The organism is Duganella sp. BJB476 (assembly GCF_003416895.1).
Classification (GTDB): Bacteria; Pseudomonadota; Gammaproteobacteria; order Burkholderiales; family Burkholderiaceae_D; genus Rugamonas.
On the sequence record NZ_QVIO01000005.1, the window covers coordinates 193,157 to 216,533 of the forward strand.

The following is a 23,377-nucleotide window of genomic DNA, read 5'->3' on the forward strand; positions in this document are numbered from 1 at the left end:
CGTGCGCTTTCGAGTTGAGTCGTTACACCCCAATACAACGGAGAAAGGAAATACTTCATGAGGAAAAAACCACTGTTCACCCCGCGCGACCTTGAGCGGTTTAGAGAACGTTTTCGCGGCACTGGCATTTTTGAAGCTTTTATAGCTTGGCATCGAGTTACGCGTACTGACCCGTCCAGCAGGGGACGTTCACACCTACAAGTATGGGCAGGCCCCTCGAATGAGTGGAAACCTCGCCATTACGAGTTCCTCTCTGATGGCGAGCTTGTCGCATTCCACTTAGCGACTATGCATCCTGGCATCCTCGATATACGTGAGCAATTTCCGCTGGCGCTGGACTCCGGAACGCATGAGCTTAATGCGTATCGCGACCGTTTTGTAGACTCTACCTTCCCCGGGACTATCGAGTTAGCGGAAAAACTTCATATGAAACACCCAATTGTTACCCATAAGGGGGACTCGGCTCCTTGGGTGCTTTCGACTGATCTGCTTCTCACAATTAGAGAGACAGGAGGCGAACTCAAGCTCTTGGCTGTTTCAGTTAGGCCAGCCATACCGTGGAAAGACGAGCGCGCTAAAGAACTACTCAATTTAGAGAGAGAGTATTGGACTGCCCGAGGCGTGCAATGGCTCTTAATTACGCCGACGCTATACGATCCGCTAGTAGCAAGAAACCTGCACATGACGAGCTGCTGGGCACTCGCCCCAAAGTGCGATCAACAGCTTCTGCAGTGGATGGTGGAGGAACAACACGGTCTTAATGGCGAAAACCTGACCTCAATCCACCGGCGTTGTCGCGAGATGGGTACGAACGCTGACGCTGTAAACCGTGCGCTATGGCAGGGAATATGGTCCAGCAATCTGCTGTTTGATTTGCGGCGAACACGGTGGCCGTCCGCGCCGTTCGTACTTCTTTCATCTCGAGAGTATTGGGATCGAAACCCGATCGTTTCAGGGCGAACCTCATGGAAATTCTAATCCACAATCAAACCGTACGTGTGATTTCTGAATTGGGTGAAGGCATGTACCGAATAGTGCTGAACGAGAAGGCGGATGGCCTGATAGCAGTAGTACGCATTGACCAGGTTGAGGGAGGCCCATTTGAGGAAGATGCTCGTCCACGCCAGGTTGCTACGCGCAATGGGAAAGCACGAAACACCGGGCAGATCCGTTGGCTGAAGCAAAACGTCCTGGATGCCCTAGGGGATAAGGGCCTGTTGCACGCTATCGAAGTAGGCCGCCAAAACTTCAGAGAAAGCGAAAAAGCGAAGAGTATCTTCGAACGTCGCAAGGCCGTTATGGCTGAGTTTCTCAATTTTGATTCATTGCGAAATTCAATCCTGCAAAGCCGAACTGGCTCAATCGGGCCGCTAGTAGAAGCGACGGCGGAAAAATATGGGGTAAGCAAATATTTTGTTTACAACTGTTGGTCGATGCTATGTCGTCTCGGTTTCCTGGAAGATAGCCTGCGTGCGCGTTACGATCGCTGCGGAGCGCCCGGCGTCACGCGAGATTGCGATCCAGGTGGCAGAAAGAAACCCGGCCGTAGAACCAACAGGCAGCGGATGTCCGCAGATACAGGCGAGCCGGTGGAAGATGGTACGCCAGCAATGAGCTCTAAATGGCGTCAAGTGATCGTGATCGCAGATCGAAATATACCTTCACCAAAGCCGAGGTGGAAAAGACGATACGCTAAGATCATGGAGAGCTTCGTCAAACACTTCCAACAGGAAAACGGGGAGAAAAAACCGCAGCCTCTAGAGCATGGGCTTTATCCAAACGAGCAGCAGGTCCGTCGCGTATTAGATATTGAGATACCGAGCATGCAGCAGATTCTCGAGCTGACGACGAAAGGGCACTTCGCTGGACATAAACGTTCGATGACGGGCAAAGCCTGGGAACACTCCCCGGGCCCCGGACATACGCTTGCCATCGATTCGACTAAATGGGACATCTACCTGCGTTCGAGCGTTAACAGGGCATGGCCTATAGGCCGGCCGATCGTGTACATCATTGTATGTGTTTGGTCCACTGCCATCGTGGGATTCTATTTGTGCTTACGGGGTCCAAATTGGGATATGGCAAAGATCGCGCTCTATAACACCGTCATAGGCACGGAACTATATCAATCGCTCTGGGGCTTTCAACCAATGCAAAGTCTCTATCCAGCACCCTCCTTGCCGGCAGTCCTGCTGTGCGATCGTGGCGAATACTTAGCCGAGAGAGCAAAAGAGACGTTACTCGATTTGGTTGACCGTCAGAGCTTCACACCGCCTTACAGGGGAGATCTCAAAGGAAATGTAGAGGTCATTAATCGAATCGGAAAAGACCATCAGAATTGGATTCCTGGCGCTATCGATGCCCGAAAAAAAGAACTGGAATTGCGTAAGTTTGACGCCAGCTCCGGTATCTTCACTGTGCCAGAATACGTGCAAGTTTTGAGCAATATCTTTTCGGAGTACAACCTCACAGCGGATCGGTCCAATCGCTTAACGACCGGCATGATCGCGGATGGCGTCCGCCCCACTCCGGCAGGATTGTGGCGGTGGGGACATGAAGTGGGCATCGGCTTCCAACGACACATGTCCGATGACGATCTGATTCAAAAGCTTCTATGCCAGAGCCAAGCCAAAGTCACACGATCGGGGATCATATTCAACAAAATGGCATATGAATCAGACGTGATCAATGCTGAACAATGGACTGGTCTTGCTCGCAACTTTGGCAGCTGGGAAGTACCTTGTCATCATTATCCGGGAAGTGTGTCACGCATATGGATCCCTAACGAGGTTTCCGGGACCGGGCGCTTAGAACTCAAACTTACGGACACCGCCACCGCAACTGACACTCAGACCTTTGAAGAGGTGATAGATGCGTTTGCCTTCAACGATCTCGACAAGAGTGAAAAGCGGCATGAGACCTTCAATCAAGAGATGGAGTTCCATCACAAAAACGAAGCGCTAGTCGCGAAGGCAAAGGCCAAGACCAAACAGGCTGTGAAAGATGCATCAGGCCCCAAACCATCGATACCTGAGGCTCGTGATATGGAATCAAAGGTTGCAGAACCATCTGTTGTGCAACCTGCCGCCGGCCGCTCGGCCCGTGACGTGGACGAGCTTGAGGATGATGATTATTCCTACAGCTCGATGATGGCCGCGGTTTTGAACGCTCAACGAAATACGTGATGGGAGGGAGTGAAAATGTATAACCCCTATGCTGGCAATATTTTGATTGACCGCTTGCGTCCGTTGTTATCACGGGACGAGGCTATGGCAGCTCTAACGTATCTGCCGGCCGTCCATGAAAACATTGCAGAGGTCCCACCTCACATCCGTCTTCACATTTTGCAAAACGTGCGCTCAATGCATATTCCACATCCATCCGAGCTTCGGTTGTTCGAAACGGTGGAGCTGAACATGAGGAGCAACCTCGCTTCTTTAGATCCAAGAAATCCCTCTGCAAGGCGCTTTATAAATAAGGAGAAGGGAGGAAGCCGCCCGATTCCTCCTGCAATGAGCGCAATCGTGGAGGCCCTCTCCGGGGTAGGTAAAACTGCAGCAGCCAAGCATATTTTAGGGACACTCGAACAGTTAATCATTCACGACGATTTCCCAGATGTCGCGTGGCCGGTTCCCCAACTCGTGTGGATAAGTTGCACTGTGCCTGGATCTGGGAAATTGGTGGATTTGGCGCGAGCTTTGATGCGCGAGACCGATAGAGTCTGTCAGACTTCCATATTCGATGACGATCTTGCAAAACCTAGACCGGACGCTGAAGAAATGCTGAATCGTTGGATCTGCGAAGCGAACTCGCTCTACTTGGGCCAGCTCCACCTAGACGAAATACAAAATTTATTTACACTTCCAACATTAGAAGCTAGACGGAGAAAAAAAGACGATGCTCGTCGGATATCGTCGTTATCGTTGAAAGACGACCTTTGTTTGAGGGGGCTTTTAACTCTAATGAATTCTCAGATTTCGGTCCTCTTCACCGGAACGCCCGACGTTACACCTGCGTTCAATACGCGGTTCTCGACTGGCCAACGTATTTCGGAAGGTGGGCATCATCGTTTCAAGCCAATTGAGAAAGTCAGCGATCCCTACTATCAGCAATTGTTGGGGGAGCTAATGAAGCATCAGTATGTAGCAGATCCCTTGAACAAGAAGGATGCGCATGAGCTGCCGCAACTTCTTCTTGACCTGACAGGCGGAGTTCTGCGGATCATATTCGCTCTGTGGATAGGAGCACATAGAGTCGCATTCTTACGTCAAAATACAGACTCCCTGAGGCTCGGTGACTTCGAGCGTGCCTCTGTCCTTTATCAACAGGCCATTCATTCTCCGATCGAAGCTGTAAGGTCCAGGGATCCGAAACGGATGGGAGAATTCTCAGACATGCTCCCGTCGGATGATGCGAACTGGGCAGCTAATTGGGGATAGTGGTCTGCCTTCCGAGCCGCAGTTGCCCGAATTTGTCGGGGGCGCGGCTTCAGTACTTTGCCAACGGTACTCAGTATTCTCATCAATCCGGGCATCGATTCTCGCGGCAAGCCGGATCAGCCCACTTTCGGCCGAGTGTCCGGCACGATGAGAATACTCACGGTACCATAACCCCCACGATTATTTATGCGCTGCTTACCATTTCTTCGAATCTCGCCGCAGCCGCTGGTACAACGCAAAACGCTAGCAAGTATGCGATCCAAGAGCCAGCGTTAGGGGACCGCAGCAATACCCTATCAATCCGAGAAAACTGACCTCGCTTTTTCTTTAGGGTCTCGGGCAATGTCGCCTCAAGCCACGATCGAGGAAAAGCAGCCAGGATCTGATCACTGAGTAGTCGATGGGGCGCAGGTGCTTGCTCTCTGAGCGTGTAATCTATCCGCGATTCCTTCAAGTTGAAGATTTTATAGGCAATGTGCGTAGACAACGGCCGCTTGGACGTCATTGTGACATTCGACAAACGTACAAATTCTGAGACGAATGGTGACGTGGCCGCCTCCATTGCGATCTCGTCTCCGACGGAATTGGCGAATTCTAGCGCTGCAGACGGCGCTAGGTCAAATACATCCCGCCCCCCCAAATAATGCAGTGGCGTTCGATGGTCACTACACAAGTAGATACCGGGCAATTGGTGAGCCCGTCTCCAATAGCTCGGTCCATGCAATTCGAAATCATCTGCAATGCATTGTGCGCAAAGATAGCCACCTGGTCTCAATATCCTTGTTGCCGCCCTGCACATGAAGGGCAACCGTTTTGGTTCCCCATGTTTGATGAGCGTGTCATTCCAGCGTATTGCGTGCTGATAAGGTAGTAAGGTGTGCGCAAGAACAAAGTCGGCAAAGTCCGCATTGGCCGCCTGAGCTAAAAGCTCAATCAAGTACCTTTTCTTCTGCGCTGGGTTCGCCGAAGGAAACTTGGCAGCAATTATTTTTTGTGCGCGGAGCGACGAACAACCGCTGGAACGTGCAAGGCGTCCGGAGTATCCCAAGTAAAATTCGTCGGGAAGTGGTAGCTGGTAGAGCAATCTTCAATCCAAAAAAAGTCCCGGACCAAGATTGTAAAAGAAATCCCAAAAGACAACTCAAATTTCCAATACCCAATACCACCCCTTGAGGGCCAAATTATAGTCTCCCTTTTGAATCAGAGCCGTCCTGACTCACCAATTTCCCAAGCGCATAGAAGCAAGTGCTCTAATGTTTTTAGACGGCTCTTGCCATTTACGTATCGCGACAGAAGCCGGTGAGCTGAAAGAACGGTATCGGGCATGCTTGCGAATTCCGGCGCACCGCGATAATTTTCCACGAAAGTCAGAAACCGCTTACAAATATTGGCGATTTCAGAATTGTCCGGACTGCGAAGCTTGTGCGTCGGGGTCAATTTGCCGCCCTCATGTAAGCGCTTGCGAAATCTAGCTCTCGTTGTCTCGACTAGGACTCGGCCTGAGTCAGATACCAGCTTAGAGGTAATTAGCTCCCCAAGCCAAACAAAATTGCTGAGGTTGGCTTGCCCGGCAAGGTGCGTGGGCGCTTCCAGAAACTCCTCCGCACCGGGAGTCGCCCACATGAACCGCTGCCGCCCCTTCGCGGTCATGGACGCCGAAAGTAGTCCGCGACCATGGTGTAGACAAACCCAGACCCCAGGATACTGGTGAACCAAATGCCAGTATGCGACACCGAAATTTTCTAGGTCATTTTCTACACACTCTGGACAGGCTTTGTGTGGATGCAAACCACTAAAGCCTCCCCGCCAAAGGTTCAGAGGAAATTTCAGAACGGTTTCGGCGCGCGGTCGCGCAGACCCCAGCAGCAAAGTTTCACGTTCGCTCATGAACGAGCGATAGAACCGCAACAGCGTATGCTCCACCAAGATCGACTTCGGAGTTCCTAGGCGGCCACCTGTTTTCCTCACGAAGACATCAAGGCTAGACAAGTTTTCGTGAAGGCTGGCGCCATTGTCCGTGCCAAAGAAGCGTTTGATCGTGTCAACTGCCTCAATATGTCCCCGAGACTGGTGGTGTCTGGAGAGTAACCCGTATATCGTTTCCCCTGGAAACCAGTCGAAAAGGTGGCCTTCGAACGCACTGAGTTGAGAACTTTTTGTGATCGAGTTTTGTGTGTTTTTTATCAATATTTTCATTTAGCGACTTTATTTGGCTGTTTGCGACTTTTTTAAAACATTAGCGACTTTATTTGCACGGAATACGTCGACGGGCCACGCATCCCGTGTAAAAAATATTTTTAAAAATCGCTTGCTATTCAATAGCACACGATCTATAGTGTGTTCATGGGCGCTGCAAACAGCGCCGGATAGTAGTAGAAGTAGGTAGCTAGCGATTAGATAGTTAATTAAACATTCTCACCAACTCAAAGGAAATCATCATGTCGATCCAACAAGTTCTGTACCGCGCAAACGCAAAAGCAACCGGTGGCCGCGAAGGCCGTGCTGTTTCCTCCGACGGCGTGCTGGACGCGAAACTGACCACCCCGAAAGAACTGGGCGGCGCCGGCGCCGTCGGCACCAACCCTGAGCAGCTGTTCGCTGCAGGCTACTCGGCCTGCTTCCTGGGCGCGATGAAATTCGTCGGCGGCCGCGACAAGATCGCCGTTCCGGCAGACGTTTCGGTGGAAGGCACCGTCGGCATCGGTCCTATCCCTACCGGTTTCGGCATCGAAGTCGAACTGAAAATCTCGCTGCCAGGCCTGGACCGCGCAGAAGCCGAGAAACTGGTCGCCGCCGCCCACATCGTGTGCCCATACTCGAACGCCACCCGCGGCAACATCGACGTCACCCTGACCATCGTTTAATCGATACGGTCCCCGAATGAAAGGCCGGCCCCTCCTCCGAGGCGCCGGCCTTTTTTCACATACAATCGTTGTTTTGAACCGCATCGGGACACGCAATGATTGAGTGGCAATGGCTGGCCTTTGACGACATCCCCCGCCTGGACTGGCATGAAGTGCTGCTGCAGCGTCAGCAGGTGTTCATCCTGGAGCAGACCTGTTTGTACCCGGACATCGACGGCGCCGATCCACAGTGCCATCACCTGATGGCCTGGCGCGAGATCGACGGCAAGCGCACGCTGGTTGCGTATCTGCGCTGCGTGCCGCCCGGCGTGAAGTATGACGAAATGTCGCTGGGCCGCGTGCTGACCACGCAGGCCGCGCGCGGCAGCGGCATCGGCCGCGAGCTGCTGGCCAAGGCGATCCCGCTGGCAGAAGCACTGCATCCCGGCCACGGTTTCCGCATCGGCGCGCAGGCGCACCTGGAAAAATTCTACGGCAGCTTCGGCTTCAAGACGGTGACCGAGCCTTACGACGAAGACGGCATCCTGCACATCGACATGCTGCGGTAAGACCCGTGCGCTAGAACGTCAGCATGAAACGCGCGCCGGCGCTGACCGAGCGCGCGTAACGCACCGTGCCGCCGTTGGCGTGCACCAGGTGCCGCACCATCGCCAGGCCGATGCCCCGGCCCTGTTTTTTGGTCGAGAAGAACGGCGTGAAGATGTGCGCGGCCAGCGCCTCCGGCACGCCTGGGCCGTTGTCCACCACCTCGATGCGCAAACGGCCACCCCGGCTGAAGCGCGCGCGCACCTGCGCTTCCGGCGCCTTGTCGGTGATGGCTTCGGACGCGTTCTTCAGCAGGTTGATGAGCGCCTGCTCCAACTGGCCGGGATCGACCATCACCGCCAGCGACGCCGGCTCCACCGAGAACGACACCTTTCCACCCAAGGCCTGCCATTGCGGCGTGATCAGCATCGACAGGCGGTCGAACAACTCCTCCAGCAGCACGCGCTGCGGCTGCGCCTGCGGCACGGTCGACAGGCTGCGGTAGCTGCCGACAAAATCGACCAGGCTGGCGGCGCGGCGCGAGATGGCGTCCAGCGCGGTGCCCAGGTCGGCGTGGATATCGGCCGGCAGTCCGGCCGCCGCTTCGTCCAGCAAGCCGCAGGCGGTGCGCGACAAGGACGCCACCGGGGTCAGCGAGTTCATGATCTCGTGGGTCAGGACCTGCACCAGTTCGCGCCAGGCGTTCAGGGCTTCGGCTTCCAGTTCGCTTTCCACCGGCATCAGCGCGGCCAGGCGCTGGGCCGCGCCCTGCATCGTCAGCGCGGCGACGGCGACCAGCGCGCGCTCCACGCCACGTTCGGTGTCAAAGCTGATCAGCTGCCGCTGGCCGGCGGTCTGCGCGGCCAGCAGTTGGTGCAGGTCCTGCGGCGCGCTGGCGCGGCCGGGTGCGAGCAAGCGGCGCGCGCTGGCGTTCAGCGGCGCCACCGCGCCGGCGCCGGCCGCGTTCCGGATGCTGAACAGCGCGATGGGCGCGTGTTCGAGCCGGGCTTCCAGCGCGTGGATGGTGTCGGCCAGTTCGCGACCTGCGGGGGCGCCGTGATGCATCGCGCTATCGTGCGCTTCCATGCGTGGGGTGCGCGGAGCCAGGCGGCGCAGGCATTGCCACAGCACGGCCGCAGGCACCAGCGCGGCCAGGCAGCACAGCACGATGCGGCGCGGCTCTGGCGTGGCGGACATAACGTCGGCAACGGCGGTCAGCGCCATCAAGCCGGCGACGCTGGCGGCAGCGCCCAGCTTAAGGAGGCGTTCAGATGCCATGCTTGCCCAGCTTGCGGTACAGCGCTGCGCGGCTGACGCCCAGCGACTTGGCGGCGTGGCTGATATTGCCGTTGAACTGGGCCAGCGCCGAGGCGATGGCTTCGCGTTCCAGCGCGTCGAGCGTCATGTCGCCGGCGATGGCGCCGCTGCCGGAGCCGCTAGTGGAGCCGCTGACGGAGCCATTGATGGTGGCGCGCGCTGAAGCGGCAACTGCGACGCCCGGCGATGCGATGAAATCTTCGCCATCATCCAGCGCCGCAGCGCCGGCGCCGAGGCCGAAATCGCCCAGCGAGAATTCAGCGCCCTGCCCCAGGATCACGGCGCGTTCGCAGGCGTGGCGCAGCGCCCGCACATTGCCCGGCCAGTCGTGGCGCAGCAGGCCGTCCATCGCCGCCGCGCTCACGTTGCGGACCGGCCGGTCGTACTGCAAGGCGTACAGGTTCAGATAATGCGCCAGCAGCAGCGGAATGTCCTCGCGCCGTTCGCGCAGCGGCGGCACGCGGATCACGATGGTGTTCAGGCGGAACAGCAAATCCGGCCGGAACACGGCGGGATCGAACAGCCGCGCCTCGTCCAGATTGGTGGCGCTGACGATGCGCACGTCGATGGCTTCCGGCTTGTCGGCGCCGATCGGCGTTACCTCGCGCCGTTCCAGGGCGGTCAGCAACTTGGCCTGCGCCGCCAGCGGCATGTTGCCGATTTCGTCCAAAAACAGCGAGCCGCCGCGCGCGGCCTGGAAGCGCCCCGCCCTGTCGGCCTTGGCGTCCGTGAACGAACCTTTGCGGTGGCCGAACAACTCGCTCTCGAACGTCGATTCCGGCAGCGCCCCCATGTCCACCGCCAGCAGCGTGCCGGCCGCGCGGCGCGACAACGCGTGAATGGCGCGCGCCACCAGCTCCTTGCCAACGCCATTCTCGCCCAGCACCATCACGTTCGCCTCGGTCGGCGCCACGCTGGCGATCAAGGCCTTCAACTCGCGCATCGCAGCCGACTCGCCCATCAGCTCCGGCGTCGCCGCGGTCGGCCCGCGCAGGGCGGCGCGACGGGCCAGCGCCTGGTCGATGGCGGCTACCAGCCGCGCGTTGTCCCATGGCTTGGTGATGAAATCGCCAGCGCCGCGCTTCAGCGCTTCCACCGCCAGCGGCACGTCTGCGTAGGCGGTCATCGCGATCACCGCCGGCGGCTGTGCCTGTGGGCGCAACAGGTCCAGCAGCGCCAGGCCTTCGGCGCCGTCGATGAAGCCGGGCGTGAAGTTCAGGTCCAGCAGCACCACATCCGGCACGCCCTGCGCCAGCAAGGCCGGCAAGCCTGCCGGATCGCACAGCGTGGCGACCTTGTCATAGCGTCGCCGCAGCAGCAGCTGCGCGGCAGTGGCGACATCGGCGTCATCATCGAGTATCAGTACGTAGGCGGTCATGCAGGCATTCTAGCAGCCGCCAACGGGCGCCGGACATGGCTTCCGGCCGCAGGCCCCGGACGCGCGCCGCAAGTGTTCAGTTCCGAACACTGGCCGCTGTTCATAAGCGGACACCGGGTAGCCAATGAGCGCCAATGAGGGCCAAACAGGCCGTCGATACAGGCTTTTTGACCATGGCACAGGGCTTGCTGTATGGCTGCCATGCACATCAAAAAAAATATCGGCCCCTCTCCTTCCCACCTGCCATCCAGCGGCGCGGCGATGGATGTCGTGGTGCCCCGCAAACGCGGCAAGGCCATCGCCATCGGGCTGGCGGCCACGCTGGCCGTCGCGGCGGCCGGCTACGCCCTGTGGTCGTGGATGCCGCGCGGCCTGCAGATCGACGGCGCCGACCTGCGCATCGGCCAGGCCGCGCGCGGCATCTTCGTCGACGAAATCGTCGTGCGCGCCAATGCGGAGCCGCTCAATTCCGTGATACTCGACTCGGTTGAATCGGGCCGGGTCGAAGAAGTCTTCGCCATCGACGGCACGCTGGTGAAAAAAGGCCAGCTGCTGTTCCGCATCTCCAACCCGCAGCGCAACCTGGAGCTGCTGGCGCGCCAGTCGGAACACGCGGTCAGCATCTTCAACCTGTCCAACCTGCGCGTGGCGCAGGAGGCCAGCGCCAGCGACCACCAGCGTCGGCGCGAAGATCTCCAGTACGCGCTGGAGCAGGTCCGCAAGCAGCATGAGCGCAACGTGAGGCTGGCGGCGCAGGGCTATATCTCCGCCGTCGCGCTGGAGGAATCGGCCGACAAGCTGCAACAGCAACGCCGCCTGCTGGCACAGGAGGAGCGCGCCTCCGGCACCGAGGACAGCGTGCGCCGCGATGCCGCAACGCAGCTGGAAACGGCGATCGGCGGCCTGAACTCCGGCCTGAAGCTGGTCGCCGCCACCGTCGATGCGCTGGCCGTGCGGGCACCGGTCGACGGCCGGCTGACCAACTTCCGCCTGCAGGTGGGTGAATCGATCAGCACCGGCAAGAACATCGGCCGCATCGACGATCCGGCGCGCTTCAAGCTCTCCGCCAGCGTCGACGAGTACTACCTGAACCGCATGGCGGTCGGCCGCCATGGCAGCGTCAAACAGGACGAGCGCAGCTACGCGATCGACATCCGCGCCATCTACCCGCAGATCAAGGAGGGCCGCTTCATGGTGGAACTGGTGTTCACCGGCGGCCAGCCGCCGGTGCTCAATCCCGGCCAGAGCCTGGACGCGCGCATCACGCTGGGCGAGCCGGCCAAGGCGCTGCTGCTGCCGAACGGCGCCTTCATCAACGACAGCGGCGGCGCCTGGGTCTATGTGCTGGACGCCGGCGGCCGCACGGCGCAGCGGCGCGCGGTACGCGTCGGCCGCCGCAACAACAGCCAGCTCGAAGTGCTCGAAGGCCTGGCCGCCGGCGACAAGGTGATCCTGTCCAGCTACGCGGCCTACGGAAATTCACCACGGCTGCAAATAACGCAGTAAATTCCCATAACTATCACTAAAGGCAAAACCCCATGCTCAAACTCGTCGGCATCAGCAAAATCCACCAGGCAGGAGAAATCCAGACCACCGCGCTGGATCGCATCGACCTGGAAATCGAAGCGGGCGAATACGTCGCCATCACCGGGCCGTCCGGCTGCGGCAAGTCGACCATGCTGGGCATACTGGGGCTGCTGGACGTGCCGAACCACGGCGAATACTGGTTCGAAGGCCAGAACGTGGCCGGCTGGAGCGAATCGAAACTGAACCAGCTGCGGCGCGGCCGCATCGGCTTCATCTTCCAAAGCTTCAACCTGATCGAAGAATTGACCGTGTTCGAGAACGTCGAACTGGCGCTGGAATACAACGGCACGCCGGCGCGCGAACGGCGCGAGCGCGTAACAGCGATGCTCAACAAACTGGGCGTGGGTCATCGCGCTTCGCACCGCCCTTCGCAACTGTCGGGCGGCCAACAACAGCGCGTGGCGATCGCGCGTGCGCTGGTGGCCGGCCCCGCAGTCCTGCTGGCCGATGAACCGACCGGTAACCTGGATACCGCGCACGGCGATGAAGTCATGCGCCTGCTGCGCGAGATTAACGCCGAAGGCACCACCGTGGTGATGGTCACGCACTCGCCGGACCATGCCGCGCAGGCTTCGCGCACACTGAATCTTCTGGATGGCCGCATCATGGTCGACGTCCTGCAAGCCGCTTAAAACGTCAGGACCACCTTCATGAACCTGCGCGACTTTCGCATCGGCTGGCGCCTGCTGTTGCAGCAGCCGGCCTACTCCGCCGTGGTCATCGGCGGCCTGGCGATCGGCTTTGCCGCCTGCTTCCTGCTGTTCGGCTTTGTCGAGTTCTGCCTGAACTTCAACAGCGCCATCCCCGACAACGACCGCCTGGTCGTGGTCAAGCAGCGCATCAACGTCTTCCCGCGCCCTGAATGGCAAGCCTGGGCCTTCATGCCCCTGCGCGATGTGGCCCTCGCCAGCGGCATGGTATCGGAGGCCAGCGTCGCCAAGCCGCTGGAATCGCCGCTACGGGCCGGCAACGAACTGCGCGCACTGGCGCTGCAAGTGGTCGATCCCGATTTTCGCACCATGTTCGGCATCGTCGCGCTGCAAGGCGACTTGAACGCGGCGCTGACGCAGCCGGACGGCCTGGCGTTGACGCGGACCGGTGCGCATAAACTGTTCGGTGACAATCCCGCGATCGGTCAGACCGTCAGGGTCGACGGCACGGTATTGCAGGTGCGGGCGCTGATGCCCGATCCGCCGGCCAACAGTAGCCAGCAGTACGAGGCGCTGGTCGGTACCGGCAGCAGCGCCTGGCCGGAGCGCGAGACCGCGATCAGCAAATGGGGACGCGGCACCGTCTACATGAAGCTCAAGCCCGGCGCGTCGATGGCGGCGTTGACGGCGCTGCTGCAGGAAGCCAGCGAAAAATCGCCCACCAACCAGCGGGTGAAAACCAGCGCCATGGGCAAAGGCCTGAACGGCCGCAACGTCGCCGATATCAGCCTGCTGCCGCTGCGCGACGCCTACTTCGACGAAGGCCTGGCCAACAGCCGCGCGGGCGAGCAGTACGGCCAGCGCAGCAGCGTGTTCGGACTGGCGGCGGCGGGTTTCCTGATCCTGCTGCTGGCCGCGATCAACTACATCAACCTGGCGACGGTGCGCACCTTGCGCCGCCAGCGCGAGATCGGCATCCGCAAGCTGCTGGGCGCCAGCTCGATGCGCCTGGTACGCCAGTTCCTCAGCGAGGCGGCGCTGACCTCCGTGCTGGCGGCCATGGCCGGCCTGGTGCTGGCGTGGCTGCTGCTGCCGACCTTCTCGGAGCTGGTGAACCGCCCGCTGGCCGGCATGTTCACGCCCTGGCGCTGCGTGATCGCGCTGGCGTTCGGACTGTTCATCGGTGTGTGCGCGGGCGCCTATCCTGCATGGCTGGCGCAGCACGCGTTGCCGGGACCCGCGCTGGCGGGACGCGGCAACAGCGAAACCGCGGCCGGTCTGTGGGTGCGGCGCGTGCTGACGGTACTGCAGTTTTCCAGCGCGATGGCGCTGTCGGCGACGGCGCTGGCGGTCGGCTGGCAGACCTGGTTCGCCATGCACGCCTCGCCGGGATTCGATACCGCGCACCTGCTGGTGCTGAACCTGCCGTCCGACGCGGAGGGCAGGCAGGGTGCTGTCGCCTTCATGGAGCAACTGGCCCGGCTGCCGCGCGTCGAAGGCGTGTCGTCCATTTCAGAGGCGGTCGGCCGCGATGGCATGAAGCTGATCAACACCGTGACGACCAGGGATGGCCGCGAAATCCCATTGGAGGGCAAGAACATCAGCGCCAACTGGTTTGAGCTGAACCGCCTGCAAGCGCTGCACGGACGCCTGTATAACGCGACGCAGGATGTCGACTACGGCAAGTCCCCGCGCGCGGTGGTCAACACCGCCGCCGCGTTGGCGCTGGGTTTTGCGGCGCCGAAGGATGCGGTCGGCCAGGTTGTACCGGGCGGCATGGAGATCGTCGGCGTCGCGCCCGATGTGCGCTTCCAGGGACTGCACCAGCCACCGAAAGCGATCGTCTATTTCGTCCGTCCCGGCGGCGTGCTGATGATACGCACCAGCGACAGCCTGGAGACGGCGTACAGCGAGATCGAACCGGTATGGCGCCGCCACTTCCCCAACGCCATCATGGAGATGAAGACGCAGCAGGCCGTCATCGAAGAACGCTACGCCACCGAAGCGCGGCTGATACGGATACTGGCGGCCACCAGTGTGATCGCCATCGCCCTGGCGGCCTTCGGCATCTACGTGCTGTCGGCCTACAGCGTGCAGCGCAGCCGGCGCGAGATCGTGATGCGCAAGCTGCACGGCGCCGGCCGCGCCGACATCGCGCTGATGATGGGCCGCGAATTCTCGGCGCTGGTGGGCGCCGGTGCGCTGATCGGCCTGCCGCTGGCGGCGGTGGCCATCCAGCGCTACCTGGCGGTCTACACCGAGCACGCCCCCATCGGCATCTGGACGCTGGCGGCGGCGCTGGCGATGGCCCTTCTGGTGGCGCTATTGGCCACCACCCGCCATACCGTGACGGCCTTGCGCATGTCGCCCGCATTGGCGCTGCGCGACTGAACCGGAGACTGGAATGAAAACGAGCGACTTTCGCATCGGCTGGCGCCTGCTGCTGCGCCATCCCTTGCACTCCGCCGTGGAGATACTGGGACTGGCGACCGGCTTCGCCGTCTGCTTCCTCCTGCTGGGATTTGTGGCCTACTCCTTCAGCTACGACCGCGACGTGCCGCAGCGCGAGCGCGTGTTCGTCATCAAGCACCGGCTGAACTTCATCCCGCAGCCGCAATGGATGGAATACACGCCGTTCGCGCTGCGCGAGGTGGCGCTGCGCAGCGGCGTGCCGCTGGAAGCCAGCGCCTGGTGGCCGCGCCAGACCACGCTGCAACTGCACGGACGCACGCAGCAACTGGAGGTCACGGCGGTCGATCCGGCGTTCCAGTCCATCAGCGGCCTGCCCGCATTAGCCGGCGACCTGCGTGCGGCGTTGACCCGGCCCGACGGCCTGGCCGTGACGCAGCAGACCGCGCTGCGCCTGTTCGGCACCACGCAGGCGCTGGGACGCAGCATCGAGATCAATCGCCAGGCGCTGCAAGTACTAGCCGTGCTGGCGGACCGTCCGGCCAACAGCACGCTGCAATTCAACGCGCTGGTTGGCGTGGGCAGCGCGCTGTGGCCGGAGAAGGAGCGCCAGGCGGCGCTGTCCAACTGGATGGGCATCGGCGGCCGCATCTACGTCAAAACCGGCCAGGGCGTCAATCCGCAAGCCCTGCAGCGGGCGCTGCAGGACGTGATCGACCGTGCTCCGTGGGCCAACCTGGCGACGCCTGAAATGAAGGTGGCGCTGGGCCGACGCAAGATGGTCGATGTCGGCCTCGGTCCGCTGGCCGACGCCTACTTCGACCGCAGCGTCGCCAACACCATGGGCACCGGCCCGCGCGGCGACCTGCGCGTGGTACTCGCGCTCGGCGCCACCGGCCTGCTGATACTGCTGCTCGCCGTGATCAACTACGTCAACCTGGCGACGGTGCGCACCTTGCGCCGCCAGCGCGAGATCGCCGTGCGCCGCGTACTGGGCGCCAGCACGCGCCAGTTGCTGGCGCAGTTCATGGCCGAGTCGTTGCTGCTGTCGGTGGCTGCCGCCGCGCTGGGCGTGCTGCTGGCGTGGCTGCTGCTGCCGCTGGCCTCCGACCTGCTGGAGAGACGCCTGGACGGCATGTTCACGCCGGCGGCGATCGGCGTGTGCCTGCTGGCCGGCGCGCTGGTCGGCGCGGCGGCCGGCGTCTATCCGGGCTGGCTGGCGCGCGGCGTCGACATGGGCATCGCGCTGGCCCACCGCAGCGGCGAGACCGCCGGCGGCGCTTGGCTGCGCCGCGTCCTGACGGCGGTGCAGTTCGGCGCGGCGATGAGCATGGGCAGCGTGGCGCTGGCGATCTTGTGGCAGACACAGTTCGCCGCAGCGGCGCCGCCGGGCTTCGATGCCGAACCGCTGCTGGTGGTGGAGATGAGCGAGAACCTGCGCGACAGTCCCGCTGCCCGTTCGCTGCGCGACGCCATCGCGCGACTGCCCGGCGTGGCCGGCGTGGCCGACACCCGCGACGTGCCGGGCCGCGACGACCATACCGGCACCCACGGCAGCACCACGGTCAAGCGCGTGGACGGCAGCAGCGCAGCGCTATCGGTGCATTTTGTCGGGCCGGATTTCTTCAACGTCTATGGCCTGAAAGCCTTGGCCGGACGCCTGTTCGATCCGCGCATAGAAGGCGCGGCCGGCGACGGCGAGCAAAACGTCGTGGTCAACCAGGCGGCGGTGCAGGCGCTGGGTTGGTCGTCCTCGCAGCAGGCGGTGGGACAGCGCATCAATGGCAGCCAGTTCCGCATCGCCGGCGTGGCGCCCGACCTGCGCTGGGAAACACTGCGCGACCCGGTGCGTCCGACCATGTACCAGATCACCCAGGACAATCAGCTGCTGACGGTGCGCATGCGCGCCGCGCCGGATGCCCAAGGCCGCGCCGTACTGGAACAGGACATCGCCGCCGTCTGGAGCCGCTACTTCCCGGCCAGCGAGCCGGTGATACGCCGGGCCGGCAGCTACTACGCGCAGGCCTACGCCGACGATGTGCGCATGGCCAGGCTGCTGGCCTGCGCCACGGCGGTGGTGTTCGCGCTGGCCGCTTTCGGCATCTACGTGCTGGCGGCGCACAGCGTGCAGCGCCGCGCGCGCGAGATCGTGCTGCGCAAGCTGCACGGCGCAGGCCGCAAGGCGATCGCGAAGCTGGTCAGCCGCGAATTCCTGCTGCTGACGATGGCCGCCGCCGCAGCCGGGCTGCCGCTGGCGTGGCTGGCCATCGAGCGCTATCTGGCGGGCTTCGCGGCGCGCACACCGCTGGGCGGTTGGGCGCCGGCGGCGGCGCTGGCGTGCGCGCTGCTGATCATGGCGCTGGCCACCGCCCGCCACACGCTGGCGGCGATGCGCATCGCACCGGCGCAGGCGCTGCGCGACTAGGCGCCCCGCATCAAAAAAAAAGGCCGGTTCCCTCAACAGGGGAACCGGCCTTTTTCATTTGCATCCGATCGAATTAATTGACCGTGATGAGTTGTATCTGGAAGATCAGCGTCGCATTGGGCGGAATGCTCCCTTTGCCGGCCGCACCATAACCCTGGTCGGGCGGTATGGTCACGGTTCGCGTACCGCCGACCGCCATGCCGATGATGCCATTGCTGAACCCCGCAATCGAATCGCCGCTGCCAAGGACGAACTTAGCCGGATCGGTCGCGGTCACATTACTGTCGAACTGAGGGCCCTTATAGTCCGCGCGGGTGCCGTCATACAACCAACCGGTATAACGCACAGTCACGGTCTTGCCGGAGGCCGCGACAGCGCCGGTGCCGACCGCGTCATTGACTATAGTCAGCACCGTCGGCGGCGGAACGGGAACGATTACCGTGCCCGGGATGACATCGACCAGTTCGAAGTCATAAACCATCGGCGAATTGGCGGGAATCGCCGGATAGATGCCTGTCGCGACGCGCGTTGTGGCGCCGTACACCAGGTTGGCCGGCAGGATCGCGGTGCGCTTGCCGCCGATTTTCATGGCGGGGACAGGATCCACGCCGAGGATGGACTGGTCCCAGCCCGCCACCACGGCGCCCAGGCCCACCGTGAACGGCGTGGCCGGTTTGCCGGTATCGACCGAGCTTTCCACTTTGGCGCCCTTGAAATCGGCCTTGGTCGAGTCATACAGGTAGCCGGTGAAGTTGATCACCACAATGTCGCCCGCCTTGGGCGCGGCGCCGGTGCCGACCACGGTATCGGTCAGTTTGAACGCCGGTTGCGGCACCACCACCGCCACCGGAGCTTTCGAGCCCCCGCCGCAGGCCGTCAGGGCCGCTACGCAGGCAACGGCAGCAATAAATTGAAACATCGATTTCATGATTACCTTTGATGAGTATTCGTATTGGTCGCACATTCGGAGCAGAAGTTTAGCAGACCATGCCGCTTCCGCTCCGGGCGCTACATTCGGTTACATCTTTTAGCGCCGTGGGTGTGCTTAAATTTCCACTTGCGTGCCAAGTTCGATCACGCGGTTGGTGGGAATCTGGTAGTAGTCGGCGGCGCCGCGGGCGTTGCGCGACATCGCCACGAACAGGTGCTCGCGCCAGGTCGACATGCCGGCGCCGGGGGTCGAGATCACCGTCTGGCGGGCGATGAAGAACGAGGTCTCCATCATCTCGAACGGCAGGCCGAGGCAATCGCACAGGGCCAGCGCTTTCGGGATGTCCGGTTCGTCCTTGAAGCCGTAGTGGACGTTCACCTGGTAGCACTGGTGGCCCAGGTCCGTGACCTTGACCTGCTCGGCCGCGGGCACGAACGGCTCTTCCACCACGTGCACCGTGAAGAACACCACGCGCTCATGCAGCACCTTGTTGTGCGACAGGTTGTGCAGCAGCGCGTGCGGCACGCCGTCGCTCTCGCCGCGCAGGAAGATGGCGGTGCCGTAGACCCGCGTCGGCGGCGCCACGAACAGCGAGGCCAGGAAGTCTTCCAGCGGAATCGCATGCTTCTGCAAGTTCTGGAACACCAGCTCGCGGCCGCGCTTCCAGGTCAGCATCACCGTGAACAGGATGATCGCCAGCAGCAGCGGGAACCAGCCGCCGTGGAACAGCTTGAGCGAGCTGGCCGAGAATAGCAGCATGTCGATCACGATGAAGAAGCCGGTGGAGGCAAAGCACACCCACAGCGGCAGGTTCCAGCGGAAGCGGATCACGAAGAAGGTCAGGAAGGTGGTGGCCAGCATGGTCGCGGTGACCGCGATGCCGTAGGCGCCGGCCAGTTTCTCCGACGAGCCGAAACCGACCACCGCCATCAGCACCACCGCCAGTTGCAGCCAGTTGACGATAGGAATGTAGATCTGGCCGATCTCGGTGGCCGAGGTATGCAGCACGCGCATGCGCGGCAGCAGGCCCAGGGCGATGGCCTGCTTGGTCATCGAGAAGGTGCCGGAAATGGTGGCTTGCGAGGCGATCACCGTCGCCAGCGTCGACAACGCCACCAGCGGGTAGACGCTCCAGGCGCCGAGCTGCTGGAAGAAGGGATTGGCGATCGCTTCGGGATGGGTCAGCAACAGCGCGCCCTGGCCCAGGTAGTTCAGCGCCAGCGACGGGAACACGATCATGAACCAGGCGAAGCGGATCGGCCGCTTGCCGAAGTGGCCCATGTCGGCGTACAGCGCCTCGGCGCCGGTGAAAGCCAGCACCACGGCGCCCAGCGCGACAAAGGCGATCATGCGGTTTTCAAACATGAAGCGCAGCGCGTGCAGCGGGTTCAACGCCCACAGGATCTGCGGCGCCTGCACGATGTTGATCAGGCCCATGACCGACAGCGCGGCAAACCAGACCACCATCACCGGGCCGAACCAGCGGCCGATGCCGGCCGTCCCGTGGCGCTGCACCGCGTACAAGGTCACCAGCACGATGATGGTCAGCGGCACGATGTACTGTTCCAGTCCGGTCGCGGCCACTTCCAGGCCCTCGATCGCGCTCAGCACCGAGATGGCAGGGGTGATCACGCTGTCGCCGTAGAACATGGTGGCGCCGATCACGCCCAGCAGCATCAGCGGATAGTGCCAGCGCGGCGCTTTCTTGGTGACCGAGTTCAGGGCCAGCGCCATCAGCGCCATGATGCCGCCCTCGCCACGGTTGTCGGCGCGCAGCACCAGGCTGACGTATTTGAGCGAGACGATGGTCGTCAGGCCCCAGAAGATCAGCGAGATGATACCCAGCAGGTTGAACTCGTTCAACGTCAGGCCGTGCTCGGGATCGAAGATGGTTTTGAGGGTGTAGAGGGGACTGGTACCGATATCGCCGTAGACGATGCCTACCGCAGCCAGCGTCAGGGCGACGAGGCTGCTTTTCTTATGTTGCTCGGTCAAGATTGCACCTGTTGTTGTTTTGGTGCATTGCACAATAGGATAAGTATTTGCAAAAGGCAAGGAGATTTTCGCATGGAAGGGCGTTCCAATATTTCAATAACGCCAGTGTACGCTGGTGCGGGCTGAAGCGCGAGTACGGCGGCAGGCGCGGCGGCGGGCCCGGCAGCGGCGCCACGCCATTTAAGCGATAATGGCAGACCTTGCCCTCGTCCCCGCCGTCCTTCCCCATGAACATAGGTATTGTTTACGCCACATTCGCGTTCTTTTGCTGGGGTCTGTTCCCGCTGTATTTCCACGCCATTGGCGAGGTGCCGGCGATGGAAATCCTGGCGCATCGGATGTTGTGGTCGCTGTTGTTCCTGGGCCTGGTGCTGACCGCGCGCCAGCAATGGAAGTGGCTGCCGAAGGTGCTGCGCAATCCGCGCGTGCTGGCCAGCTTTGTCGCCTCGGCGCTGCTGCTGACGGCCAACTGGTTCGTCTACATCTGGTCGGTCAACAACGGCCACGTCATCGATTCCAGCCTGGGCTACTTCATCAATCCGCTGGTCAACGTGCTGCTGGGACTGCTGGTGCTGAAGGAAAAGCTGCGACGCGGCCAGTGGATCGCCATCGGTGTGGCCACCAGCGGCGTGCTGTGGCTGACCTGGTCGGCCGGCCAGGTGCCGTGGATTGCCTTAATTTTAGGCATCACCTTCGGCGGCTACGGCCTGCTGCGCAAGACGGCGGCGCTGGCGGCGCTGGAAGGCCTGTCGCTGGAGACCATGCTGCTGTTCCCGCTGGCGCTGGTGTATGTAGTCTGGCTGACGCTGCACGGCCACAATACCTTCATCAACACCCCGTACGACAGCACCCGCTGGCTGCTGGCGGCGGCCGGGCCGATCACCGCGATTCCGCTGGTGATGTTCGCGGCCGGCGCGCGCAAGATCCCGATGTCGGTGCTGGGCCTGCTGCAATACCTGTCGCCCACCATGCAGGCGCTGCTGGGCGTGTGGGTGTTCCATGAAAGCTTCCCGCCGGCGCGGCTGATCGGCTTCGCCATCATCTGGAGCGCGCTGGCGCTGTACGTGGCCGAGGGGCTGTGGGCCGGCAAACGCGCTAAATAGTGGGCGGACGGCGGGATTTATCGTATCCTGTCGTCCTTCCTTGCATTTCTACGCAATTAAAAAATTCTTACTGAGATTCTCAATGGCAAATTACGTCTATACCATGAACAAGGTGGGCAAAATCGTCCCGCCCAAGCGCCAGATTCTGAAAGATATTTCGCTGTCCTTCTTCCCGGGCGCAAAGATCGGCGTGCTGGGCCTGAACGGCTCCGGTAAGTCGACCTTGCTGAAAATTATGGCAGGCATCGACACCGACATCCAGGGCGAAGCCGTGCCGATGCCGGGCCTGAACATCGGCTACCTGCCGCAGGAACCGCAGCTGGATCCCGAAAAAACCGTGCGCGAGGAAGTCGAATCGGGCCTGGGCGAAGTGTTTGAAGCGCAAGCCAAGCTGGAAGCCGTGTACGCCGCCTACGCCGAGGAAGACGCCGACTTCGACGCCCTCGCCACCGAGCAGGCACGTCTGGAAGCGATCATCTCGACCTCCGACGGCGGCAACCTGAACCTGCAACTGGAAATGGCGGCCGACGCGCTGCGCCTGCCGCCTTGGGACGCTAAGATCGGCGTGCTGTCCGGCGGTGAAAAACGCCGTGTGGCGCTGTGCAAGCTGCTGCTGTCCAAGCCGGACATGCTGCTGCTCGACGAACCGACCAACCACCTGGACGCCGAGTCCGTCGATTGGCTCGAACAATTCCTGCTGCGCTTCCCGGGCACCGTGGTCGGCATCACCCACGATCGCTACTTCCTCGACAACGCCGCCGAATGGATCCTGGAGCTGGACCGCGGCCATGGCATTCCATGGAAGGGCAACTACTCGTCGTGGCTGGACCAGAAGTCCAATCGCCTGAAGCAGGAAGAATCGACCGAATCGGCGCGCCAGAAGGCGCTGCAGAAGGAACTGGAATGGTCGCGTCAGAATCCGAAGGCGCGCCAGGCCAAGTCCAAGGCCCGCCTGGCCCGCTTCAACGAGCTGAGCGAGTACGAATACCAGAAGCGCAACGAGACCCAGGAGATCTTCATCCCTGTGGCCGAGCGTCTGGGTAACGAAGTGATCGAGTTCAAGAACGTGTCGAAAGCGTTTGGCGACCGCCTGCTGATCGACAATGTGTCGTTCACCATTCCGCCGGGCGCCATCGTCGGCATCATCGGCCCGAACGGCGCCGGTAAATCGACGCTGTTCAAGATGATCGCCGGCCTCGACAAGCCGGACAGCGGTGAAGTGGTGATCGGCCAGACCGCCCGCATCTCGCTGGTGGACCAGAGCCGCGATACGCTGAGCGACAGCAAGAGCGTGTTCGAGGACGTGTCCGGCGGCGCCGACATGCTCAGCGTCGGCCGTTTCGACATGCCGTCGCGCGCCTACCTGGGCCGCTTCAACTTCAAGGGTTCGGACCAGCAGAAGATCGTCGGCAACCTGTCCGGTGGTGAACGCGGCCGCCTGCACCTGGCCAAAACGCTGCTCAAAGGCGGCAACGTGTTGCTGCTGGATGAACCGTCGAACGATCTGGACGTGGAAACCCTGCGCGCGCTGGAAGATGCGCTGCTGGAGTTCGCCGGTTCCGTGCTGGTGATCTCCCACGATCGCTGGTTCCTGGACCGTATCGCCACCCACATCCTGGCATTCGAAGGCAACTCGCAGGTCACCTTCTTCGACGGTAACTATCAGGAATACGAAGCCGACAAGAAGAAACGTCTGGGTGAAGAGGGCGCCAAGCCTAAGCGCATCCGCTACAAGCCACTGACCGTATAAAAAC

At 61.5% G+C, this 23,377-nt stretch carries 17 protein-coding genes; 11 read left to right on the top strand and 6 right to left on the bottom strand.

Annotated features, from left to right (window positions below):
• Window positions 1–57 precede the first annotated feature (57 nt).
• From D0T21_RS20640 to D0T21_RS20655, 3 genes are read left to right on the top strand one after another with little or no spacing between them, the layout of a single operon-like run.
• Complete coding sequence (locus D0T21_RS20640; protein ID WP_116994500.1) at window positions 58–978, top strand: TnsA endonuclease N-terminal domain-containing protein; 921 nt, start codon at window positions 58–60, stop codon at window positions 976–978.
• Complete coding sequence (locus D0T21_RS20650; RefSeq protein ID WP_147328146.1) at window positions 966–3,185, top strand: transposase; 2,220 nt, start codon at window positions 966–968, stop codon at window positions 3,183–3,185. Before D0T21_RS20640 ends, D0T21_RS20650 begins: the two co-directional genes overlap by 13 nt.
• A 15-nt stretch (window positions 3,186–3,200) precedes the next feature.
• On the top strand, window positions 3,201–4,439 hold the full coding sequence (locus D0T21_RS20655) for an AAA family ATPase (RefSeq protein WP_116994503.1): 1,239 nt from the start codon (window positions 3,201–3,203) through the stop codon (window positions 4,437–4,439).
• A gap of 184 nt (window positions 4,440–4,623) precedes the next feature.
• Here D0T21_RS20655 and D0T21_RS32875 read toward each other — a convergent pair whose 3' ends face one another.
• Together D0T21_RS32875 and D0T21_RS20665 are read right to left on the bottom strand one after the other, a co-directional pair.
• Window positions 4,624–5,523, bottom strand: coding sequence for a TniQ family protein (locus D0T21_RS32875; RefSeq protein WP_116994504.1), 900 nt, complete (start codon window positions 5,521–5,523; stop codon window positions 4,624–4,626).
• Window positions 5,524–5,639: 116 nt separating this feature from the next.
• Complete coding sequence (locus tag D0T21_RS20665; protein ID WP_116994505.1) at window positions 5,640–6,635, bottom strand: TniQ family protein; 996 nt, start codon at window positions 6,633–6,635, stop codon at window positions 5,640–5,642.
• A 242-nt stretch (window positions 6,636–6,877) separates the two neighbouring features.
• Between D0T21_RS20665 and D0T21_RS20670 the strand changes: the two genes are divergently transcribed.
• Complete coding sequence (locus D0T21_RS20670) at window positions 6,878–7,303, top strand: organic hydroperoxide resistance protein (protein ID WP_008443571.1); 426 nt, start codon at window positions 6,878–6,880, stop codon at window positions 7,301–7,303.
• Window positions 7,304–7,398: 95 nt separating this feature from the next.
• Window positions 7,399–7,851: a GNAT family N-acetyltransferase gene (locus tag D0T21_RS20675; RefSeq protein WP_116991202.1), complete on the top strand. Its 453-nt coding sequence runs from the start codon at window positions 7,399–7,401 to the stop codon at window positions 7,849–7,851.
• Window positions 7,852–7,861: 10 nt separating this feature from the next.
• On the opposite strand, the gene D0T21_RS20680 is transcribed toward D0T21_RS20675, so the two are convergent.
• On the bottom strand, window positions 7,862–9,106 hold the full coding sequence (locus tag D0T21_RS20680; protein ID WP_116994506.1) for a PAS domain-containing sensor histidine kinase: 1,245 nt from the start codon (window positions 9,104–9,106) through the stop codon (window positions 7,862–7,864).
• Complete coding sequence (locus D0T21_RS20685) at window positions 9,096–10,523, bottom strand: sigma-54 dependent transcriptional regulator (RefSeq protein WP_116994507.1); 1,428 nt, start codon at window positions 10,521–10,523, stop codon at window positions 9,096–9,098. Before D0T21_RS20685 ends, D0T21_RS20680 begins: the two co-directional genes overlap by 11 nt.
• A 201-nt stretch (window positions 10,524–10,724) precedes the next feature.
• Here D0T21_RS20685 and D0T21_RS20690 point away from each other — a divergent pair, with 201 nt between their 5' ends.
• From D0T21_RS20690 to D0T21_RS20705, 4 genes are read left to right on the top strand one after another with little or no spacing between them, the layout of a single operon-like run.
• On the top strand, window positions 10,725–12,029 hold the full coding sequence (locus D0T21_RS20690; RefSeq protein ID WP_229211573.1) for an efflux RND transporter periplasmic adaptor subunit: 1,305 nt from the start codon (window positions 10,725–10,727) through the stop codon (window positions 12,027–12,029).
• A 32-nt stretch (window positions 12,030–12,061) separates the two neighbouring features.
• Window positions 12,062–12,742 carry an ABC transporter ATP-binding protein gene (locus D0T21_RS20695; protein ID WP_008443565.1) on the top strand — a complete coding sequence of 227 codons (681 nt, stop codon included), beginning with the start codon at window positions 12,062–12,064 and terminating at the stop codon, window positions 12,740–12,742.
• An 18-nt stretch (window positions 12,743–12,760) separates the two neighbouring features.
• Window positions 12,761–15,151, top strand: coding sequence for an ABC transporter permease (locus tag D0T21_RS20700; RefSeq protein ID WP_116991205.1), 2,391 nt, complete (start codon window positions 12,761–12,763; stop codon window positions 15,149–15,151).
• A 13-nt stretch (window positions 15,152–15,164) separates the two neighbouring features.
• On the top strand, window positions 15,165–17,594 hold the full coding sequence (locus tag D0T21_RS20705; protein ID WP_116991206.1) for an ABC transporter permease: 2,430 nt from the start codon (window positions 15,165–15,167) through the stop codon (window positions 17,592–17,594).
• Between the two features lie 73 nt (window positions 17,595–17,667).
• Here D0T21_RS20705 and D0T21_RS20710 read toward each other — a convergent pair whose 3' ends face one another.
• Both D0T21_RS20710 and D0T21_RS20715 read right to left on the bottom strand, forming a co-directional pair.
• Entirely contained in the window at window positions 17,668–18,522 is an 855-nt protein-coding gene (locus D0T21_RS20710; RefSeq protein ID WP_116991207.1) for an FKBP-type peptidyl-prolyl cis-trans isomerase, read from the bottom strand.
• 117 nt (window positions 18,523–18,639) lie between these two features.
• Window positions 18,640–20,520 carry a potassium transporter Kup gene (locus D0T21_RS20715; RefSeq protein WP_116991208.1) on the bottom strand — a complete coding sequence of 627 codons (1,881 nt, stop codon included), beginning with the start codon at window positions 20,518–20,520 and terminating at the stop codon, window positions 18,640–18,642.
• Between the two features lie 227 nt (window positions 20,521–20,747).
• On the opposite strand from D0T21_RS20715, the gene rarD reads away from it, so the two are divergent.
• A complete protein-coding gene (rarD, locus tag D0T21_RS20720; RefSeq protein ID WP_116991209.1) occupies window positions 20,748–21,623 on the top strand; it encodes an EamA family transporter RarD in 876 nt (291 codons plus the stop codon).
• Window positions 21,624–21,705: 82 nt separating this feature from the next.
• Window positions 21,706–23,373, top strand: a complete 1,668-nt coding sequence (ettA, locus tag D0T21_RS20725) for an energy-dependent translational throttle protein EttA (protein WP_116991210.1) — start codon at window positions 21,706–21,708, stop codon at window positions 23,371–23,373.
• Window positions 23,374–23,377 lie beyond the last annotated feature (4 nt).

What these genes read in the sequence shown, in the direction of transcription:
- D0T21_RS20640 (WP_116994500.1), top strand. Translation starts at nt 58, where the DNA reads ATGAGGAAAAAACCACTGTTCACCCCGCGCGACCTTGAGCGGTTTAGA.
- D0T21_RS20650 (WP_147328146.1), top strand. Translation starts at nt 966, where the DNA reads ATGGAAATTCTAATCCACAATCAAACCGTACGTGTGATTTCTGAATTG.
- D0T21_RS20655 (WP_116994503.1), top strand. Translation starts at nt 3,201, where the DNA reads ATGTATAACCCCTATGCTGGCAATATTTTGATTGACCGCTTGCGTCCG.
- D0T21_RS20665 (WP_116994505.1), bottom strand. Translation starts at nt 6,635, where the DNA reads ATGAAAATATTGATAAAAAACACACAAAACTCGATCACAAAAAGTTCT.
- D0T21_RS20670 (WP_008443571.1), top strand. Translation starts at nt 6,878, where the DNA reads ATGTCGATCCAACAAGTTCTGTACCGCGCAAACGCAAAAGCAACCGGT.
- D0T21_RS20675 (WP_116991202.1), top strand. Translation starts at nt 7,399, where the DNA reads ATGATTGAGTGGCAATGGCTGGCCTTTGACGACATCCCCCGCCTGGAC.
- D0T21_RS20680 (WP_116994506.1), bottom strand. Translation starts at nt 9,106, where the DNA reads ATGGCATCTGAACGCCTCCTTAAGCTGGGCGCTGCCGCCAGCGTCGCC.
- D0T21_RS20685 (WP_116994507.1), bottom strand. Translation starts at nt 10,523, where the DNA reads ATGACCGCCTACGTACTGATACTCGATGATGACGCCGATGTCGCCACT.
- D0T21_RS20690 (WP_229211573.1), top strand. Translation starts at nt 10,725, where the DNA reads ATGCACATCAAAAAAAATATCGGCCCCTCTCCTTCCCACCTGCCATCC.
- D0T21_RS20695 (WP_008443565.1), top strand. Translation starts at nt 12,062, where the DNA reads ATGCTCAAACTCGTCGGCATCAGCAAAATCCACCAGGCAGGAGAAATC.
- D0T21_RS20700 (WP_116991205.1), top strand. Translation starts at nt 12,761, where the DNA reads ATGAACCTGCGCGACTTTCGCATCGGCTGGCGCCTGCTGTTGCAGCAG.
- D0T21_RS20705 (WP_116991206.1), top strand. Translation starts at nt 15,165, where the DNA reads ATGAAAACGAGCGACTTTCGCATCGGCTGGCGCCTGCTGCTGCGCCAT.
- D0T21_RS20710 (WP_116991207.1), bottom strand. Translation starts at nt 18,522, where the DNA reads ATGAAATCGATGTTTCAATTTATTGCTGCCGTTGCCTGCGTAGCGGCC.
- rarD (WP_116991209.1), top strand. Translation starts at nt 20,748, where the DNA reads ATGAACATAGGTATTGTTTACGCCACATTCGCGTTCTTTTGCTGGGGT.
- ettA (WP_116991210.1), top strand. Translation starts at nt 21,706, where the DNA reads ATGGCAAATTACGTCTATACCATGAACAAGGTGGGCAAAATCGTCCCG.